Genomic DNA, 20,526 nt, shown 5'->3' with positions numbered 1-20,526 from the left:
TCTGCTTCTTTTCGCGCGCGGGGCAGGCGCAAGCGCCGATAAGTTGCGATTTGGTGGCCTTGGATGCACCGACGCCTCAGGCGGACAGTTTTTTTGGTTCTCGCGTCAGTATCGGAACACGTTTCGCCATTACGGGAGCGAATGGCAATCCAACCACGCGGACGCCCGGCAGCGCGCAGATATATGAGTTTGTCGCAGGGGCCTGGGTCCATCGCCAGACTCTGAGCGAGGCAACTTCGTTGCTTGCGGACGCCTACGGGAACAACGTGTACATTGACGACTCGACGGCGGTGGTGGCGGCGTACAGCTATTCTCGGCCCAGCGCACCGGGCCAGATTGGAGCGGTGTACATCTACACCCGGCAGGGCAGCCAGTGGGTCAAGACTGGTTTCATTTCCAATCCGAGCCAGACTACGTCCACGTTTGGGTGGGCCCTGGCAAAAAGTGGCACAGACTTGGTTATCGGCAACGGCGACTCCAACATAGCACTGACCAAGTCTGTGTTTGTCTACCGGCAGCCGCCGGTGCCCACGCAGCCTTGGACGCTCGTGGCGACGCTAACGCCGTCAGCGACTACTTTTGGATATGACTACGGGTACAGCGTGGCCATTGACCGAGACAACTTGATTGTGGGCGCTGTTGACCGCTTCACGCGCGGGCGCAACGCCGCTCACTTTTACCACCGCACCCCGGCGGGCGTGTGGCAACTGGAACAGGTTGAGTCTTATGCCAGTGGGACGCTGGCCAGCAATACGGTGGGTGTACGGGGCAACTACGCGGTTATTGGCACGGATTCCAACCAGGGGGTTCGCATCTACGCACGCACCGCGGCCGGCTGGCAGCTCCGCCAAACGCTGTTTAGCCCTGACAGCTTTGGGGGCCGCTTTGGCCTCGCGGTGGCCATCAGCAACAATGTTTTGCTAGTGGGCAACCCGACTGGCGGGGTGTTGCCTGTGTTGTGTGGCGTCGTGTTTCGCTACGAACTGCAGCAGGGCGTGTGGCGCTTGCAGCGGCGCTATGCCGTTCCGCAGCCGCTCACGGGCGATGCGCTCGGCGTGTGGGTTGGCCTTGACCCCGCCAGCAACAACCTCATTATCGGCGCCCCACGCCGGACGTCGAACGGCATTGCGCAGGCGGGGCAGGCCTTTGTCGAGTGGGGGCCGGTGATTCAGCCGCCGCCCTCTCTCTGTGCCACGGCTTTACCAGTTTTGCTTCAGGCGACAGGCCCCGGTGGGACGTGGGCGGGGCCCGGAATTACCAACCCACAAACGGGACGGTTTGACCCTGCCCGGGCGGGCGTCGGCGCGCATGTTATTACCTATTTGCTCGTGGCAGGGGGCTGCACTCACCGGGATACCGCTGTGGTTACGGTGAAGCCCGAGTTGCGAATTACCCGTCCGGTTCTGCCGCAACTGACGTGTGCCCGCGATACGACGATTACGCTGGCCGCCAATGCCCCCGGGGGCCAGTGGAGTGGTTTGGGCATCACTGACCCGCAAACGGGTGCCTTCCATACTGCGGCCGCGGGCCCAGGCCGTCATGTCCTTTCCTACACCCTGAGTAGCGGCAGCCTCTGCGGCATGCAAGACACCGTCAGCGTAGTGGTTGGCGCCGTGGCGGTGCGGCTGCTAGCCGTTCCGCGCCTGTTCAGTTGCGCCCACGACACGGCGTTCACCCTAGGCGCTATGCCGCTGGGGGGCACTTGGCACGGGGCCGGCGTCACCAACCCAACCACTGGCACCTTTAGCACAGCTGCGGCCGGGCCAGGGCGGCATGTACTCACCTACCGCCTACCCGGTACCGGTGCCTGCGCGAGCCAGGATACTGTGAGCGTCGTGATTGCGCCCGTGGCAGTGCGCGTGCTCACGCCGTTGCTCACGGTGTGTCGCCTCGACTCCACCCTAACGCTGAGCGCCGTGCCAGTTGGCGGCGTGTGGCGGGGTACTGGTATTATCGATGCCCAGCAGGGATATTTCCGGCCTCCGGCTCCTGGGCGGTACGTGCTGCGCTACGAGTGGGGCAGCGGAGCCTGCCGCGCAGCCGATTCAGTGGCAGTGGTGGTCAGCCCGGTCCCCACGCCGCTGCTGGCCCCGAGCGGCGTGGTCGAGCTGCGTTGCGGGCAGTCCGCTGGGGAACTCCGGTACGAGTCTGCCCCACTGCCCGGTGCACGCTTGGTATGGCAATACGCCCCGGCCCCCGGTTTACCTTGGCAAATGCTGGCCGTGGGGAATGGGCAGCCCACCTACCAGCCAGCGCAGCCGGGGTTGTACCGACTCGAGGTGGTGCAGAACGGTTGCAGCGTGCGCTCCGCGGCCACGGAAATTCGGGTAGAAACCGTTCAGACCTGGCCGGTTCCCAATGTTTTTACACCAAATGGCGATGGTATCAACGATGCGTTTGAGTTGAAGCTGCAGCACCCGCGCACCTCCCGCCTGCAGGTCTTCAATCGCTGGGGCCGCGAAGTATTCACCGCTACCACCTACGGCCATTTCTGGACAGGAACCGGGGCCTCGAATGGGCTCTACTACTATATCTGGCGCTATACTACCGAGTGCGACCCCGCGGAACGCGTGGTAAAAGGCTGGGTGGAAGTCGTGCTCTAGTATTCTCCTTTCGCTACAACTGCTTGTTAAATCTGCCAGCCCTGCTGGAGATGGCTATGCTTCGGGTGCCAAGTGATAGCTGGTGCTGCGCCCCTCCGCACCATTGTGCACCCGCCCTCCCTTTGTCCACAAGATGGGCGATGTCGTGGCCGGCCGTATTTGAGGAGAAGTGGGCCATGTGTGCCCACTTCGAGGACGTGAACTGGCCCTCGAAGCCATCGAGCAACCGCGTGAGCAATTGAGCGAGCGGTCCAATAGGTGGAGCCTGTAGATGTGCACCGTGTTGCCCGGGCGCACCTGCAAGAGCAGTTTGCCGAGTTCAGCGCGGGCCGCCAAGGCGCCAGAGTCCTTCTTTGGGTTAACAAGCTCGCAGGCCGGCCTAGGCGAGAGCATCGAGTTGCAGTTCTAAACTGTAGTTGTGGACCAAGACACGGGCGTATCCAATCGTCATGAAGCGGAGGTTAGAAAACTTATCGGATGGCGCAGTTTCGTAAACCTTAATTAATAGAAGGATTTATTAAATTCGGTATTCACAGTAGATAGCTGTTTGCGTCTCTTGTGGAACACGCAGGCTGGCCAGATTAGCGATTCACTGAAAAGAACCAAATGCTAACTGTGATTGTCAGAGTTGCTTTTTATCTTCTTAACCACTAGGGATGCCATGATGGCCTTCTGCTTTGCCTGTTACAGCAGGGCGGCTTTCAATGCCCTTTTCGTTTCGGTTAGCGCAATAACTTTCTCAATGCGCTGAGCCACTACGTGACGCCCCACAACCGGCAAGAGGGGTCAAAGCCTTGCGGATTGGGTTGATTTTTGTCGAAGCCAACCGGACGTGCGAACGCCTCATTCGGCCCGGAATAAACTAGTTCATATCCCGCCGTCTATCTACTAATGCGTGGGGACACACCGTTATTCTACGAGATGAATGGCAGTGGGAGCTGCAAAGCCATGCAGAGAAGTTACTGTCACGAGACTGCCACATGAACAGGCAGTTTGCCCAGTAGACGCCATCGCCCACACTTTAGGGCAAGTGAGCTGTTTCCTTCATCTTCCTTCATCGGCAAAACCGGAGTGTCGACTTTATTACTTGGGAGCGCTAATTCGCACATTTTTGCAGGTAGAAGCTGGGTTTTAGTAGCCATTTAGGGCCTATTCAACTACCACCTACACCTGTTCAGCGAAACGGTCTGACTAATAAAAGGAGAGCGTTTTTCACTGTAAATGCTCGGGTAGTTCGTATTCGTGGACATCGTACCAATCCAGCCAAAAATGGCACCTACACGATGCGGGCCAAGGCGTGCACGTTGCGACCCGTAAGTACGGTCGCGAAGCACGTCTCCTCGGTCTCGAGCACGAATGTGCAGGACCAAGTTGTCGCCGAAGAGCTCATCGACCCAGTACCCGACGGGGCAATAAACCTTAAAGTGAGAGCCATACGAGCAGGCCTAATGGCCGTGGGTTCGCAAAGCCAACCGGTCAGCAGGCCGAGGGCCGACGCTTTTACACTTCAGCGAAACGGTCATGATAGAAAAGGAGCCGTTCAATTGACAGCGCATCGCCCATTAGTCGCGCCAGAGTCCCCACTTGAAGCGTCACGGCTATTGTTGCCAGTGGTAGTAAAACCGAGGGCAGCGGCCCCTTGCCTACGACGGGATGTGGACCGCTACGTGAAACGGCGGGCAGCCTTCCCGCGCATGAAGAAGGGCCGCTCCCTCCGGGCTCAGCCGCCGGTCGATGCGCAACGCCATTCAGGTGAATAAATGGCTTGATATCTCATTAGGACTGCTTTAAAAAATTTGACATGATACATTTTGCTTGCGGGCTGTAGTTACTGCGCATCAATTGCGGTTCTGTCAGCATAGGCAGGACATTAAAGCTTCCACTTGGTCATGTAGAACTGATGTGGGAGAAGGCTTGAAATAGGCTCCATTCTGCTCGCAATTATTGGGCGGCCAACATGGTTCCCACTATCTGTTATTATAAAGAGCGAATTCGGTTCAGCGTTTATCCTCCTAGCACCTTATTAGTAAATCGGGAATTGTGTGGGGTTTTCGAGCGACACACTACCCTTCTTGGCGGTTATTATAGAGGATGTATACGTCGTTTATCTGCTTGACTTAGCTCGGCCACCTTACCCTGCGTGGGGCGGCTAATTGGCAGAAATGTTCTGCCCTACCGTGATGCTCTAGCTGTTCTCAGGCTAATATCAACGGTTTTTAGGCTTTCGAGTAGACCATTAAATAGCATAGCCGCGAAGGAGGATTAGTAATGGAGCCAGCCCATCACTATTATTCCTTTTTGCCCAGAATATTTGGCCCAGCAGTAATTAAATCAGCAACTCTTATTCGCCCCGATATCGCATTCATTAACAATAATTTAGCACGTTAATCGGAAACTATAGCCGCAATGGCTATACACGCACATTCTCCAGTGTACGCTTGATAACCTAATTCGAGAAGTCGACTAGCAAGTCGTATCCCCACTGGTAACAATGCAGTCATAATGCAAAACAGGTTGGCTTGGTAAAGTACAGTTTATCCCAAAGTGGAATATCAATTGAATAATAGTGGGGCAACTGGGCATCTAACTGTGCAGATAAGGGGCAAATTAAACAAGCTCATCAATTTATAAGTCATAAAATTTAATGATATTGTATAAATTATTTCAACTCCTATTGCTCACAAACACAAGCTTATTTAATTTAGTCAAAGGGTAATTAATAAAGCAAATTTACCATATTATACATCAACACGACGTGCCATATTTACGCACAAAATGCAAGCCCATCAGTATTACAAGCGGTTTACAATGTTCTAATACAAAGACCAATCTAAGATGTAAAGTTAAAATTATTCAATATACACTATCACCATATATGTAATAGCTATGAACCGTTTTTCAGCACCGCAATGCCATTCTTGCCCAAGTCGTCATCTGTCCCTGCTTCAGTGCTGCGGACCAACTGCACAAGACGAAATTTCGCTTCATAAATCAGCACAACACTACGCAATTGGACAGACCATATTCTTGGAAGGAAGCAATCCGGCAGGGTTATACTGTGTTCACAGTGGAATGATAAAAATCTCCAAAATCGGTGGTGATGGCAAAGAGCAAATCATTCGACTTGCCAAAGGCGGAGACATCCTCGGCTATCGAGGGCTGGTGACTGGCACCCTGCACTCAGCTTCGGCTATTGCCATCGACGATTGCATTGTCTGCTTAATACGAAAGCCCGATTTCTTCCAGCAGATGAACGAAAACAAGGAGTTTTCCAATGGCTTGCTTCAGTTGCTTTCCAAAGCACTTGGGGAAACCGAAGAACGCATGCTCCACCTGGCATACAAGCCCGTGCGCGAACGCCTCGCCGAGGCCCTGCTCCTGCTCCTGCGAACCTTTCGCACTGAGGAAAACCCCGAAGCGCTTACCTTTTCAATCTTGCGCGATGACCTGGGCGCACTCATGGGCACCACGAAGGAAACAGCGACGCGGATGCTTTCCGAATTCAAAGCCGAAGGCATGCTGAGCACCCACGGCAGTGCTATTACCATTCGCGACCCCCTCAAATTGGTTAGCATCGCGACGCAGTACGATTAGATTCAATGGAATTGCCACCTGCTAAATCGTACCAATTGGTGAGTATCTATCAGCCAGGCTTATGTATCGGTGGCTAATAATAGCAGCACCGGAATGGGGCTTTGCTGAAAAAGCGCTGCCATAGTTCCCGCGCAAAAATCGGTTTCTGCCAGACTACGGTGCCGAATAATTAGGACTAATAAGTCCGCTCGGATTTGCTTTACGCCCGCTAATATGCCTGCTACTAGATTATCGGCCTGAATTTCCAGAGCGGCAATGGACGGATAGCGCGTAGCCAAGCCGCATGCCAAAACGGATTGCAAGGCGTCGGCCAGCGAAGAATAGGACTTTGGTATCGGCGCGTGCAACACGGCGATTTTAATGGGCAGGGTGAGCAACAACGCGTGCATAGCCCGTTGCCCGTGCACCAAGGTAAAAGGGTCACCATCTGTCACGAGCGCAATACGCAAAGGAGGTGCTTGGGCTTCTGTATTTTCCGGCACCAGCAGCAACGGTTGACGGGTCGTTTGCAACAAGGAATGCACGGCTTTAGCCAACTGCCCAAGCGGGTACGCCGTGCTTGGCAGGCGCTGCATGACGACCAGCAACGGCTCTTGTTCCACCAGCGCGGCCGCCAATTCTTGTGGCATTACAGCTCTCGAATCATCGACATTTCCGATAATGGTTGTAATTCGGTTGCCGGGATAAAAAGCCTTTATCGTGAGCGTGTTACTGCTTTCCAATGCCTGCGTAGCACGGGTATTCACCCGAAACTCGCGCAGGGGCACAGCCATCGTTCTCGCCAAGTGCGCCGCGTAGGATACGGCTTCCTGCGAAGACGAAAGGCCTTCACTAAGTACAACGATGGAGGTTGACATGAAAACAAGGCTTGTAGACCCCAAAAAGGCTACTTAGCAGAACATGGCAGCCTAGTTGTAACGCATCCAGGCTGCTACTAATCGTCTAATCTGTATATAAGCACCACCATTCGATGACGGAATAGCTAACGGTCCGGCTTAGCTGTCGTGACATAAAGTTCTTATTCCGCTTCGTTATCATAAATGACCCTGCATAGTTCCATGAATGAGGTTAGTCAGCTTATTCAACATTGCTGATAGGACCAATTTATCAGCAGCAGTGATGCTACGTGAGACCAAAAGACGAATACGTGACAGGCCTGCAAGTGAGCGGCCTGGAATATTGAGCGGCCATCGTGGCCACTCGGCTTACCGGTGGTGGGCGCGTCGGCGCTGCCGCGCGGAGAAATTGCCACGGGCATTGCGGCAAGACGTTAGGCTGGCCCGGCACTTAATCAGCAGACGGCAGCGCCAAAAAAAGCCCAAGTTTACGGGTCGCACTTTTTCAGCGGCGACATGCGAAACGGCCCACGCTGGCCCTTTTTTGTTCTATGGCCCGGCTCGACGGCCTGCGGAGGCATGAAATGCTTACAACCACCATCCCGCCCCCGCGCCGCCAAGCTGCAGCAGGCTACTCCTTGGCAAAGCGCAGACTCTGGCCGCGGAGCGAGCCGCTGAGCACGCGTAGCACGTAGGGGCCGACCGGTAGCGCTGCGGTGGCCAACGGCACGCCCGGCCCCTGGGGAACCGCCCGCACCCGCTGGCTGCCCGCGAGCCGCCCCTGCGGGGTATAAATGCCCAGCTCGAGGATTTCGGCCGTGTCTACGGGCAACTGGAGCAGCGTTTCGGCAGTAACTGGATTCGGGTACAAACTCAGCGCCGGGGCAGCCGAACCCAGTACATTCGAACTCTCAATCAACGCGGCGTCGGGGCCAATTTTAACCCTGTTTCGGATGAGTTTTTGTTGCCAGAGGGCGAGTTCGTTTTGCTCGGTGGCCAGGGTGATGGGGTTGGGCAGGTGGACGGTGCCGGTGCAGGTGGCGCAGGCGCCGTTGGACAGGTCGTGGCGGCCGGGGTAGGGAATGGAATAGGCCGGGTTGCGGTAGCCGATGGTGTTGTTGCGGACGGTGTTGTTGAAGAAGATGGCGCTCGAGGCCTGGGTGCCGTTGAAGACGGCCGTGGCCGCGTGCACGGCCCGCAGCGCGGTGCCGTCGGGCAGCCGGGCGCTGGTGACCAGGCGGTTGTTGTAGTAGTGGATGTCGTGGCCGGCGGCGATGTTCATGGCCGCGTTGCAGGTCGAGACGAACTGGTTGTTGTACGCATTCACGAACGCAGTTGTCATCCGCCTATTCGTCATCAACAGAGCCGTTGCCTGGGTGGCCGTCATCTGGCTGGCTTTAATCTGGCTCACTGCCGGTACGGGTGTGCCGTCGGTGGTCATGCCGGTGCCGGTGAAGGTGGCGGCGGTGGCGGGGAAGGGGTAGGCGCCCTGCACGTAGTTGTCGTGGACCCGGGCCGGGCTCTGGGCCGTGCCGCCGGAGTTGTAGAGGTTGATGTTGTCCTCCACGGAGGAGAGGTTGGGCTCGTTAATCACCTGGTTCCAGGCAATTTCGATGCCGGGCAGGTTGCGCACCGTGTTCAGGCCCACGAAGTTGGCGATTTGCGTGCCCCCGTTGCGGGTGCGCCCGTCGACGTTGCGCACCCGGTTGCGCAGGATGCGCACGGTCTGGTTGGCCGAGCCGTCGCCGCTGAAGCGGTAAATCGTGAAGCCGGTGGTGTGCTCGAGGTAGTTGTGCTCGGCCCGGATGTTGCGCGCGTTGGTGGCGGCCACGAACCGGCCGCGGCCACGATTGCTGCGCGTGGGCACGGTGCCGTAAGCCCGGCAGTGAAGGATGGTGAGGTCGGCCGGCGCGCCGTTGGCCTGAATCAAATCGCCGGGGCCGACGAGCACGCAATTGAGCAGGGTGACGGGGGCCGAGGTGGCGATGGTCACGGCCGGCGTGGCCGAGCTCGTGCTGCGGTAGTTGCCCGTGTAGGCCCCCCCCTGCGTGATGGTTATCGGTCCTTGGTACACCACCGATGGCACTATCAACCCGCGCGCGCCCAGCGACTTCAGGCCCGAATTCACCGGGAGGGCCGACTTCGGCCATATGAGGAGCCGGTCGACGGCGTTTGCCAGCGAATTGCCGCTGCTATTGGCCGGCGCGCCAAAGTCCGGTAGCAAAGACAAGGTCCAGGAAAGGGCCGCCACAACAAAACAGAAACAAGCCGTGCTTTTCATCATGTTGCTTAGAGTTAAATGGTGCGCTTTCCTTGCGGTTTTGCTGGGCCCTTCCGGGCTATTGCTTTGGCCGACTGCTTATGTGCTTGCGGCCATTGCCTGCTACCCCAATCGAGCAGCTACGGGGCCAGCGCCGCTGACTGGGCTGCCCGCCGCTGAATGAGCGCACGGCTGGCCCAGATACTGGCCCGGTTACGCCACACGTAGCGGTACGCTCGTAGCGAAGGCCGCTCCAGCAGCAGGCAGTAGAACAGTATACCCAGCTGTCGGGGCAGCGCCCGGAGCCATAGGCGCACCAACTGGCCGGCCGGTGGATTTTTGAGCAGCAGCAGCCACTGGTTTTTCACCGCGTCGGCCTTGATGGCGGCGTGCAGCCGGAGCCGGCGGCGTAAGTCAGCAGGCCGGAATTCGCGCGGGTGCAGGGCTCGGCACCGGGGCTCAAATAATGTGCGCCAGCCGTAGAGCTGCCCGCGCCAAGAAATGTCCCAGTCCTCCTTGTGCGCAAAAAACCGTTCGTCGAAAAAGTAGCCCTCTACCCGCAGGTCATCAACGAAAGCGCGGCGGTAAAGCGGCAGGGCACCGTCGGCGCCGTCCACTTCTTCCGTGGTCAGCGTCAGCTCGTGCAGCAGCCGGCCGTGGTAGCGCAGGGCATAGCGCCCGCCGGCCTGCCGTACCAGGCCCGCGCTGTCGATGCGGGGATTGGCGCCGCGGCTTTGCAGCAGCAGCCCGCACACCGTACCGATGGCCGGGTGGGCCTGCAGGGCCGCCACCGCCTGGCTCAGGTAGTCGGGGTCCATTTCTACGTCGGGGTTCACCAGGAGCACGGCGTCGGAGGTGCTATGGTTCAGCGAGTAGTTGTGGCCGCCGCAAAACCCCGTGTTGCGCTCCAGGCGGTGCAGTTGCACCCGACTATCGGCGGCGGCCACCACGGCCACGCGCGCGCAGGTGGCATCACCTGACCCATTGTCGACCACCCAAACGGCAAAATCGGGGTAGGTCTGGGCGAGGCAGGCCGCTAGGCACGCCTCAATGACGTCCGCGCTGTTCCAAGTGACGATGGAGAGCAGAATGTGGGCCATGAGATGAGGAATTCAATTTATCGAAGAGCCTTTCGCATTAGCTGGCACTGCCGCCAATAGGCGGCAAATAGCTGCGCGCAACTGGTCTGGGTCTATCCATAGGTCGAGGTGCCGGGCGGCGTTGTGGTTGGTGCTGGCGGCGCTGGGCTGGCCGGTGAGCCAGTGGTAAGGCAGGCCGACGCGGTAGCAGATTTCCATCGACTCGGGCCCGACGTACGCATCGGGGTGCAGTTCCAGCACGGGCGTGCCCGGCGTGGCAAACACGAGGTTGGTCATGCCCGCGCCCAGCATGCCAATCAGCGCATGGGCGCCGCTGAACAAGTGGACTTTTTCGGCGAAGGAAAGGTCGCTGAGTACATAGGAGTGGAAGTTGAACTCACGCAGCACTTCCTCCACGGCGGACTCGTTGAGCAGGCGGCGCATGGCGGCGTCTCGGCGGCTGATGAACACGCGGGGAGAAAAGCGGGCGCCGGTGAGCGATGCAGGCAGGTAAGCACGGCGCAGAAACGGGCCCAGCCAGAACGGCAAGTGCCGGCCGTTGCCCCGCACCGGACTGGTCACGAGGAGTTGTTCGGCCCGCAGGTGCCGGTGCGTGGCCACGTCGATGAGTTGCTCGGGCCGAATGCCCAGCGCCAGCAGCGACTCGCGCACGAAGCTGCAGTGTTTATCGTAGACCAAAAAGTAGTCTATTTCAGCAAACAGGCCCGCTTCGCGCACCAAGTGCAGGCGGGGGACCGAGTCGATGAGCCAGTGGTAGTAGTTGCCCATGGCCGCGCCCCCGCCCGCCAGCAGGCTCAGCACGGTGCCGGCCACTGGCACGGGTTCCTCAAAATAGAGTTGCTCAAAAATGTTGTTCTGGGCCGGCGCCGTCATGGTCCAGCCCCGCCGGGTGTGCTGAAACGACACGTCGCCGACGAGCTTATTATCGGCGGCAATCACGGCCACGCTGTCCCAGTTATCGGCGTAGAGTCGCCCGTGGGCCAAGGCCAGCACAAAGGCTTCGGACATTTCCTGCTCGAAACACGGCTTGCCGTGGCCCACGCTTTCGTACACCGACACGGCCTCGTTGAAGCCCGTGGGCACTTCCAGGCGGGAGGTGTAGGCGGGCACCACCGGCCAATAGCGCGCACCTGACGACGCATGGCGGGCCAGCTCACGGCTGCTGTCGTGGATGCCGATGGGGCGGTAGTGCAGGCGGTGGGGCAGCCATTCGCGCAGCACCCGGCCCGCCCGGCGTTTCACTCGGTTCAATAAATCTGGCATGAGAAGAACCCGACGCCGGGCTGTTGTTTTGAACAAAACCTACACCCACCACAATGCGCTAGAAGATGGCGGCCAGCAGCGCGCGGTTGGTTAATCAACTTTTTGACCTGCCTTTTCTGTCCGCTTCGAGAGGAAATCACGGCGGTAAACGTCCTCAATGCCTTCCCGCAAAGCGATGGTGTAGCCCCAGCCTAATCTGCACATTTTGCTAACATCAAGCAATTTGCGCGGAGTGCCGTCGGGCTTTGAATAGTCGAACTGAATGGCTCCTTCGTAGCCGGTTATCTCCTTAATCAGCAGGGCCAGGTCCCGAATAGAAATGTCCAGCCCCGTACCAATATTGATGGGGTTGGCGCCAGTGTAATGCAGCATCAGGTGCAGGCAGGCATCGGCTAAGTCGTCGACGTGCAAAAACTCCCGGCAAGGGGTGCCGGTGCCCCATATCTGCACTTCGGGCAGCTTTTGCACCTGCGCCTCGTGGAACCTGCGCAGCAGGGCCGGCAGCACGTGCGAGTTCTGCAGGTGGTAATTGTCGCCGGGGCCGTACAGATTCGTCGGCATGGCGCTGATGAACTGGCAGCCGTATTGGTCGTGCAGTGCCTCACAGAGCTTAAGGCCCGCTATTTTGGCAATGGCGTAGGGTTCGTTCGTGGCCTCCAGCGGCCCCGTGAGCAGGTATTCTTCCTTGATGGGCTGCGGCGCGTGCTTGGGATAAATACAGGAGCTGCCCAAGAACAGCAGCTTTCTCACTTCATGCCGGTGGCTTTGCCCGATGACGTTGGTGTTTATCAGCAGGTTATCGTAGATAAAATCGGCCCGGCAAGTGTTGTTTGCGACGATGCCGCCCACTTTGGCGGCAGCCAGGAAAACGTAGGCCGGCTTTTCATCGGCGAAAAAGGCGGCGACCTCGGCTTGGTTGCGCAGGTCCAGTTCCTGGGAGCTGCGCATGACCAGGTTCCAAAACCCGGCCCTTTGCAGCCGGCGCACCAACGCTGACCCCACCATTCCGCGGTGCCCGGCCACATAAATTTTAGCGTCGCGTTGCATGAGCGTGGGGGTTACGCGTTATTGATGCCTCTCTCCTACTCGTAGGCGTTTGCGGTGGCGTGGCCGCCGGCTTGCAGGTAGGCGTCGCGCTCGAAGAGCCGCAGGTCGGCCCGCACCATTTCTTCCACCAGCGCGGCCAGGGTGTAGCGGGGCGCCCAGCCCAGGTCGCGCTGGGCCTTGCCGGGGTCGCCAATGAGCAGCTCGACTTCGGTGGGCCGGATGTATCGTTCGTCAATCTGCACCACCACGGTGCCAGTTCGCAGCTGGTATTCGGGATGGTGGCAGGCCTTCACCCAAGCTTGTTCGTGCACGCCCTCGCCGCTGAATTCCAGCTCGATTCCCAGCTCGGCAAAAGCCAGGCGCACGAACTCGCGCACCGTAGTGGTCACGCCCGTGGCGATGACGTAATCCTCGGCTTTGTCCTGCTGCAGCATGCGCCACATGGCTTCCACGTAGTCCTTGGCGTGGCCCCAATCGCGCTTGGCGTTGAGGTTGCCCAGGTACAACTTGGCTTGCAGGCCCAGGGCAATCTGGGCCACGCCGCGCGTGATTTTGCGGGTCACAAAGGTTTCGCCGCGCAGCGGGCTTTCGTGGTTGAACAAGATGCCGTTGCAGGCATACATGCCGTAGGCTTCGCGGTAGTTTACCGTAATCCAGTAGCCGTAGAGCTTGGCCACCGCGTAGGGAGAGCGGGGGTAAAAGGGCGTGGTTTCGGACTGCGGCACCTGCTGCACCAGCCCGTAGAGCTCGGAGGTACTGGCCTGGTAGATGCGGGTTTTTTGGCCGAGGCCGAGAATGCGAACGGCTTCCAGCAGGCGCAAGGTGCCCATGCCGTCGACGTCGGCGGTGTACTCCGGGGTTTCGAACGACACCCGCACGTGGGACATGGCGCCGAGGTTGTAAATCTCATCGGGCTGCACCTGCTGGATGATGCGAATCAGGTTGGTGGAATCGGTCAGGTCGCCGTGGTGCAGGAAAAGGCGGCGCTCACCCTCGTGGGGGTCTTGGTAAAACTGGTCAATCCGCTCGGTATTAATGAGCGAGGACCGACGCTTGATGCCGTGCACTTCGTACCCTTTGCCGAGGAGGAGTTCGGTGAGGTAAGCCCCGTCCTGGCCCGTTATGCCTGTGATTAATGCGCGCTTCATAAGCCCATGGGTTGAGGAATGGATAGCCGGAAACAGCACCGGAAAGGCGGCAGTCTTACAAAGCTCGCGGCGCCCCCAGTCCCGAAAAATGAGTAGCATCAATTTTGGAAGTAGCCCTCCTCATTTTTACGGTACCCACTAGAGTTGACTTTGTGTCCTTCGCTAGCGGTTTATCCCGCTTGCTGCCGTGGCTACCGCACTGTCTGCTGGGCTTTCCCTCAGGCATATGCTCGCGCCAATGCGCTTCAATCCCGGTCTGTTTCGGTCTTTTTAGAGCATTGGGAAGCAGCCATAACCTGCCATACCGCGCCGCTGGCCGAGGAGGCCACAATTCGCCGGCGGCAGGCTTCATGCGGGCCTCTTTTACGGTTCAGGCAATGGTAAAAACCCAGCCATTAGGCAGTTATAATAAATGAGCAGCCTTAATGCAGAAAGTGATGCTGCTCATTTTTAAGGATTGGAGCGCGGGCGAGGTTTGTAAGGTCGCCGCACCCAGGATTTTACCTCAGCGGTGGCAATGCCCGCTAAATAGCTCCCCAAACCGGCCAAGCTGTTGCCCGAAACCCACCTCGGCTGGACTTCCAGAACCCTCTCACCCGCCTTTCTATGCCCACTACCCGATACGTCTCCTTGTGGTTGATGGTGCTGGGGGCGTTGCTGCAACTAGGCGGCTGCATTGAGCAGCGCCGCCTGCCTTATATACAGAACCCGCAATACTCAGCCAGCAGCCCGATAACCGTGGCCAATGCGCGGCCGCAGTACCGGGTGCAGGCCAACGACGTGCTGTCCATCCGGGTGCAGAGCGTCCAGTCCGAATTCAATGAGCTGTTCAACACCACCGACACGCGGACCATTTTCAACAGCGACCCCGGCGTCATGTTCCTGAGCGGTTATTCGGTGACCGAAGACGGCGAAATCAGCCTTCCCACCGTCGGCAAGCTCAAGGTGGGCGGCCTCACGGTTGAGAAGGTGCAGGAACTGGTGCAGCAGCGCGTGGGCAGTTATGTGCGGGGCGCCAACGTGATGGTCCGGCTTCTGAGCTTCAAGATTACGGTGCTGGGCGAGGTCCGCGCGCCGGGCCGCTACTACGTGTACAACGGGCAGGCCAGCGTGCTCGAAGGCCTGGGCTTGGCCGGCGACCTGACCGAGTTTGGCAACCGCCAAAACGTGAAGCTGATTCGCCAGCTGCCCACGGGCTCCGAAGTGGTGCTACTCGACCTCACAGATGGGGCCTTGCTGCGGTCTCCCTACTTCTACCTCCTGCCCAACGATGCACTGTACGTGGAGCCGCTAAAGGCCCGCACTACCCGCGCCAACGCCAACAACCTGGGGCTGGTTTTCTCGGCCATTTCAGCCGTTGTGCTCCTGCTTGGCTACATCCGCTTGAATTAACCGCCCACCAGCAGCCGCTGACTTTATTTCTGCTTCTGTGGTATGAAAACGCCCTCCGCCCCCGCTGCCTCTGCCGACGAAATCGACTTGAACGTGCTGTTTTTCAAGCTGCGCAGGCGGTGGCCGGTCTTCGTCGTATCCCTTCTGCTGGCTGCTGCCGGAGCCTACCTCTACCTCCAGGTGACGCCCCCGGTCTACACCTACCGGGCCACCATGCTGCTGGGCGACCAGGCCACGGGTTCCAAGCGGGCGCAGGACCTGCTCCAAATGCTGGAAGTGCAGCAAAAGGGACTGAAGATGGAAGACGAGCTCGGGCTAATTACCTCCGCCGGCACCGTGCAGCAAGCCGTGCGCCGCCTCCCCTACGCCGTCGAATACCACCAGGAGCCCGCCACATGGCTCAACGGGTTCCGGCCCTTGGTGGTGCGCCAGCAACCCGCCACCGCCATGCCTTTTGCCGTGGCGCCCGCGCTGGCCACCCCGCAGCTCACGAACGTGCGCGTGTACGTGGAGCCCGCCGGGCCGGGCCGCTTCCGCTTGCACGCCGATGCCAAGCGTGGCCAGCTGGTGGACCTGCGCACCGGCTACCTCATGCGGGAACTGACCGACGTGCACCTCGACGAAACGGTGAAGGCCGGCGATACCCTGCGGCATCACCTGCTGCGGCTGGTCATTCGGCCCAACCACACTGTGCCCTTCGGACAGACGGGCGAACGCCACTCCTTTTTGCTGCGCGACTTGCCCACGGCGGCCGGCCTGTATGCCAGCGGCCTGGCCGTGCGGCCCCTCGCCCACGACTCGCGCATTCTGGAGCTGCGGCTCAAAAGCACCGTACCGGCCCATGCGGTCATGTTTCTTGACACGCTGATGGCGGGCTACGTGGCGGCAAATTTGCGCGAGAAAAACAACACGGGCCGCAAAACGCTCGCCTTTATCGACGAAGAAATTGCCAAGCTGGGCCATGCGCGCCGGCAGGCGGCCGATAAGTTGTCCGAGTTTCGGTCCAGCCAAGGCGTGGTGGATGTGGGCGCGCAGTCAACCGCCGGCATTCAGCGCCTGAATGCGCTGCAGACGGCGCGGGCCCAGGCGGCCACCCGGCAGCGGTATTGCCAAGACATGCTGGCCTACCTGCGGGCCAACCGCGACGCCACCCAAATGGCGTCGCCCAGCAGTGCGGGCATCGATGACGGGGTGCTGAGCAGCTTGATTTTACAACTCGGCGAGTTGAACGGCCGGCGGGCCGCCCTGAAAGTGAGCGGCAGCGACAACAACCCCCTCATTCAAGTGGTCGACGAGAGCATTCGCTCCACCAAGCAGGCCCTGATAGAAACCCTCACCAACATGAGCCGCACGGCCAGCATCGGCCTGCGCGACCTGGACGCGCAATTGGGCCAGATTCAGGGACAAATCAGCCGCATGCCCGAGAACGAGCGACAGTTCAGCCTGCTCAAAGGCCAAAATGATTTCAATGAGAAGAAGTATACTTTTCTGGTAGAGCGGCGCAGCGAGGCGGCCCTGGCCCTGGCTACTAATGCGACTGACAAACACATCGTGGACCGGGCACAAGCTGCTGGCAGTGGCCCCGATGCGCCCAATCCCAAGCTGGTGGGCCTGGTGGCCCTGCTGGCGGGCCTGCTCCTGCCCGCGGGGGCGGTGGTGCTCCTCGACAAAACCAACCGCTCCATTCAGGGCCAGGAAGACCTTGCCGAACTGACCGATATCCCGGTGCTCGGCATCGTGGCCCACGGGTCGCGCGCCGACACCCAGGACCTGCTCCACAAATCCAAGGGACCGCTGGCCGAGTGCTTCCGCTCCATTCGCGTGAACCTGCAATACCTCGACAAAGGGCCCAAAAAGAAGGTCCTGGGCGTTACCTCCTCAATGCCCGGCGAAGGCAAAAGCTTCTGCGCGGCGAACCTAGCCATGGAACTGGCTAGCACCGGCCACCGGGTGATTCTGGTTGAAACCGACTTGCGCCGCCCCACGCAGGCTGGCTATTTCAAAATACCCTCCGATGGGCCGCACGGCTTGGCCAGTTTCTTAAGCGGGCGAAGCTCGCTGGCCGAGGCCTGCCGCCCGAGCGAAGTGCCAGGCCTGGACTTGTTGCTGTGCGGCACCCCGCCCACCACGCCTACCCACCTGCTGGAAAGCTCGCGCCTGACGGAATTGCTGCAAGACTTGCGCACCGAGTACGATTACGTGGTGCTCGACACGCCCCCGATGGTGCTGGTGGCCGAATACTTCGTGCTCATGCGCTACCTCGACGCCACGGTTTATGTGGTGCGGCACAACCACACCGACCGCAGCCTGGTGAGCCGCGTCAATGAGCTGTACGAGGCCGGCAAAATCCGCGAAGTGTACATCATCATCAACGACGTCCGCCTCACGCGCAGCTACGAGTACCGCCACCAGCAAAATGCTTACGGCTACTACCGCTAATCCTTTGGCATGTTCTCATGGCCAGCACCAACAACCTCACCGCAAGCACCCTGCATAGCATTAGCTGGACCACCGCCGCCACCGTCGTGACGGCCGTGCTCCAGATTGGCTACACCGCCGTCATGGCCCGCTTGCTCACCCCGGCCGCTTTCGGACTGGTGGCCTTGGCCGGTGTGGTGCTGCGGTTCGGCACGTACTTCTCGCAGATTGGCCTGGAGCAGGCCCTGGTGCAAAAAGCCGAGATAAGCGAAGAGGACGTGCGCGCCGCCTTCACATCGGCGGCCCTGCTCGGTGGGCTTTGTGCGGCGGTACTGGCGCTGAGTGCCCCGCTGGCTACGCTGGTGTTTCAGGAGCCGGCCGTGGTGCCGCTCGTGCGGGTCATGAGCCTGGGGCTTTTGGTGAATGGCTTGTCCGCGACGGCTTTGGCCATTCTGCGGCGGCAGATGGCGTTCCGCACCCTGGCGGTGCTCGAAACGATTTCTTACGTGCTGGCTTACGCCGGCTTGGGCATTGTGCTGGCCTGGCGGGGCTTTGGGGTGTGGAGCCTGGTGGCGGCTAGCTTGGCGCAGGGCGTGCTGGTGGCCGTGCTGGCCTACGGCGCCACGCGCCACAGCCTGCGGTTCTACTTTCACTGGTCCCGCTACCGCCCGCTGCTGAGCTACGGCTGGCGCATCTCGTTCACCAGCTTTCTGGAATTCATCACCAGCTCGCTCGATACGCTGCTCATTGGGCGGGTGCTGGGGGCCACGCTGCTGGGCATCTACAACCGGGCGGCCATGCTCATTACGCTGCCACTTTACTTGCTCACGCACAGTGTGTCGCGCGTGGTATTTCCCGCGTTCAGCCAGATTCAGGCCGATGTGGTAAAGCTGCGCGCCGTGTACCTGGGCAGCGTGACGCTGGTAGCGGCCGTGGTGCTGCCCCTGGGGGCGGGCGTGGCCGTGGCGGCGCCGGTGCTGGTGCAAACGCTGCTGGGGCCGGGCTGGGAAATGGCGGTGCCGGTGCTGCGCATTTTATGCGCCGCCGTGCCGCTGAGCCTCATCACCATGTTTGCGGGCATTGTGTGCGATGCCCGTGCCACCCTGCGCGCCAAAGTCAACGCAAACTTGCTGGCTCTGGCTACCCTAGTAGGATTCTTCTGGCTGCTGCACGGCTACGGTCTAGTAGGATTTGCGGGCGCGCTCGTGCTTAATGAAGGAGTGCGCACCCTGCTTTATATGCGCCTCATGCACTTGGACCTTGGACTCTCCTACCGGCGCCTAAGCGCGGCCTATGGGCCTGGGTTATTGCACGGGGCGGCGGTAGGCGTGGCGCTAGGGGGAGCAAGCTTAGCATTAAGCTACTGGGCTTTGCCGGCACCCACGGCGCTGGCGCTGCTTATGCTGGGTGGAGCCCTCGTGTTGGCCATGCTGATGCTGGCTTGGCCGCGCCCGCTGCTGCGGCGCGAGCTCCACAGCCTGCTGAGTCGCTTAGCCGTGGGCCAGGCGCCGGGGGCGCCGGGGCCTGCTACGCGGGCATTGGCGCGCTACCTGCAGTTTCTGAACCAATCGGCCCCGTTTGCCGGGCGGGGTGTGCCGGAGCTTGAATCGGTTTCTTCCCTCCAGTCATGAACATTCTGCTGACTTCATTTCTGCATCCTGACGCGCCGTCCGGGGTGCGGGTGCATTACTTGCAGTTGGCCGCGCAACTGCGCTTGCAGGGGCACCTCGTGGACGTGGTGACACCCGCCACGCTCACCGGCGGGCGGCGGCACCTGCTGGCGGCCCTGCGCCACGTGCTCCTGCGCTTAGGGCCCAGGGCCCAAGCGCTAGCGGGCAATATTTCGTGCTTCCTGCTGGTGTGTTGGGGCATCAACCGACGCCGGGCTTATGACGTGGTGAACGCGCAGGACGTGGGCAGTGGAGTGGCCGCCCAGTGGGTCCTGGGGCCGCGCGTGCCCGTGGTGGTTACCGGCCACTTCAACGAGCACCCTGCCACGGAGCAGCTTCGCCAGCAGCCCTGCGCTGGCCGGGCGGCACGGGGCGTGCGCCGCTGGTACGACGCATTGCTGGCGCGGACCCAGTACTTCATCAGCGTCTCGGTCTTTGGGCTGCGCCTGATTCGCCCTTTCCTGCCGGCCTCTGCCGAGTGCCGGGTGGTGCACAACGGACTGGACCTGGACGCATTGCGCGCCCGCCCGGCCCGGGTCGACCTGCGCAGCCGGTTTCCCCATCAGCAGATTATTCTCAACATCGGGCAGTTGGAAAGCCGTAAAAATCAGGGACTACTGGTGGATGCCGCCCGCGAACTGCGCCAGGTGCGCACCGACTTTGTAATAGGGCTGGTGGGCAAAGGCGAAGACGAGGACTTACTGCTCCAGCGCATTGCCGCCTACGGCCTGCAAGCCCATGTCGTTCTGCTCGGCTACCACCACGACGTGATGCCCTGGCTACGGTGCGCCGATTTATACGTGCACGTAGCCAGCCACGAAACCTTCGGCTTGGTGCTCCTCGAAGCTGCCGCAGCCGGCGTGCCGGCCCTGGCGCTGGCCGTGGGGGGCGTACCCGAAGTGCTGCACGCTACGCCCTGTGCGCTGCTGCCGCCCGCTACTGACGCGGCCGGCTTGGCTGGTCAATTACACCACTGGCTCAACGCGCCCGCACTGCGCCAGAACCTGGCGGACCGGCAAGCCGCCAGCGCCACCGCCCACTTTGGCGTGGCCCGCATGGTGAGTGAAACCCTGGCTTTTTACCGGCACGCTATCTGGCACCATCGGCTTCAACTGTTGGCGGTGGGGCATCCGTCCGGGTGCCCGGCAGCGCCCTCGCCTGCGGCCCTGAGTGGAAGTTGATGTTGACCCTTTGC

General features: G+C 60.2%; 12 protein-coding genes. 6 read left to right on the top strand and 6 right to left on the bottom strand.

Annotation, left to right across the window (positions count from 1 at the left end):
* Positions 1 to 239 precede the first annotated feature (239 nt).
* Positions 240 to 2,603: a T9SS type B sorting domain-containing protein gene (locus tag I2I05_RS02570; protein WP_196280627.1), complete on the top strand. Its 2,364-nt coding sequence runs from the start codon at positions 240 to 242 to the stop codon at positions 2,601 to 2,603.
* Positions 2,604 to 5,489: 2,886 nt separating this feature from the next.
* Positions 5,490 to 6,197, top strand: coding sequence for a Crp/Fnr family transcriptional regulator (locus I2I05_RS02565; RefSeq protein ID WP_196280626.1), 708 nt, complete (start codon positions 5,490 to 5,492; stop codon positions 6,195 to 6,197).
* A 59-nt stretch (positions 6,198 to 6,256) separates the two neighbouring features.
* Here I2I05_RS02565 and I2I05_RS02560 read toward each other — a convergent pair whose 3' ends face one another.
* The 6 genes from I2I05_RS02560 to gmd all read right to left on the bottom strand — a co-directional run bounded on the left by I2I05_RS02560 (position 6,257) and on the right by gmd (position 13,851).
* Positions 6,257 to 7,054 carry a hypothetical protein gene (locus I2I05_RS02560; protein WP_196280625.1) on the bottom strand — a complete coding sequence of 266 codons (798 nt, stop codon included), beginning with the start codon at positions 7,052 to 7,054 and terminating at the stop codon, positions 6,257 to 6,259.
* A 610-nt stretch (positions 7,055 to 7,664) separates the two neighbouring features.
* On the bottom strand, positions 7,665 to 9,263 hold the full coding sequence (locus I2I05_RS02555) for a hypothetical protein (RefSeq protein ID WP_196280624.1): 1,599 nt from the start codon (positions 9,261 to 9,263) through the stop codon (positions 7,665 to 7,667).
* Positions 9,264 to 9,433: 170 nt separating this feature from the next.
* Positions 9,434 to 10,393, bottom strand: a complete 960-nt coding sequence (locus tag I2I05_RS02550) for a glycosyltransferase family 2 protein (protein WP_196280623.1) — start codon at positions 10,391 to 10,393, stop codon at positions 9,434 to 9,436.
* A 12-nt stretch (positions 10,394 to 10,405) separates the two neighbouring features.
* On the bottom strand, positions 10,406 to 11,656 hold the full coding sequence (locus I2I05_RS02545; protein ID WP_196280622.1) for a glycosyltransferase family 61 protein: 1,251 nt from the start codon (positions 11,654 to 11,656) through the stop codon (positions 10,406 to 10,408).
* Positions 11,657 to 11,746: 90 nt separating this feature from the next.
* Positions 11,747 to 12,703, bottom strand: a complete 957-nt coding sequence (locus tag I2I05_RS02540) for a GDP-L-fucose synthase family protein (RefSeq protein WP_196280621.1) — start codon at positions 12,701 to 12,703, stop codon at positions 11,747 to 11,749.
* 35 nt (positions 12,704 to 12,738) lie between these two features.
* Positions 12,739 to 13,851, bottom strand: coding sequence for a GDP-mannose 4,6-dehydratase (gmd, locus tag I2I05_RS02535; protein ID WP_196280620.1), 1,113 nt, complete (start codon positions 13,849 to 13,851; stop codon positions 12,739 to 12,741).
* A 606-nt stretch (positions 13,852 to 14,457) separates the two neighbouring features.
* On the opposite strand from gmd, the gene I2I05_RS02530 reads away from it, so the two are divergent.
* From I2I05_RS02530 to I2I05_RS02515, 4 genes are read left to right on the top strand one after another with little or no spacing between them, the layout of a single operon-like run.
* The gene (locus I2I05_RS02530; protein WP_196280619.1) at positions 14,458 to 15,243 is read left to right on the top strand and encodes a polysaccharide biosynthesis/export family protein; all 786 of its coding nucleotides are present in this window, start codon (positions 14,458 to 14,460) and stop codon (positions 15,241 to 15,243) included.
* 42 nt (positions 15,244 to 15,285) lie between these two features.
* Positions 15,286 to 17,682: a polysaccharide biosynthesis tyrosine autokinase gene (locus I2I05_RS02525; protein WP_196280618.1), complete on the top strand. Its 2,397-nt coding sequence runs from the start codon at positions 15,286 to 15,288 to the stop codon at positions 17,680 to 17,682.
* A gap of 17 nt (positions 17,683 to 17,699) precedes the next feature.
* The gene (locus tag I2I05_RS02520; protein WP_196280617.1) at positions 17,700 to 19,292 is read left to right on the top strand and encodes a lipopolysaccharide biosynthesis protein; all 1,593 of its coding nucleotides are present in this window, start codon (positions 17,700 to 17,702) and stop codon (positions 19,290 to 19,292) included.
* A complete protein-coding gene (locus I2I05_RS02515; RefSeq protein ID WP_196280616.1) occupies positions 19,289 to 20,512 on the top strand; it encodes a glycosyltransferase family 4 protein in 1,224 nt (407 codons plus the stop codon). Before I2I05_RS02520 ends, I2I05_RS02515 begins: the two co-directional genes overlap by 4 nt.
* Positions 20,513 to 20,526 lie beyond the last annotated feature (14 nt).

It is taken from the genome of Hymenobacter jeongseonensis, from assembly GCF_015694725.1.
Classification (GTDB): Bacteria; Bacteroidota; Bacteroidia; order Cytophagales; family Hymenobacteraceae; genus Hymenobacter; species Hymenobacter jeongseonensis.
The sequence above is the reverse complement of the archived record's forward strand: the minus strand, read 5'-3'. Positions and strand labels throughout refer to the sequence as shown.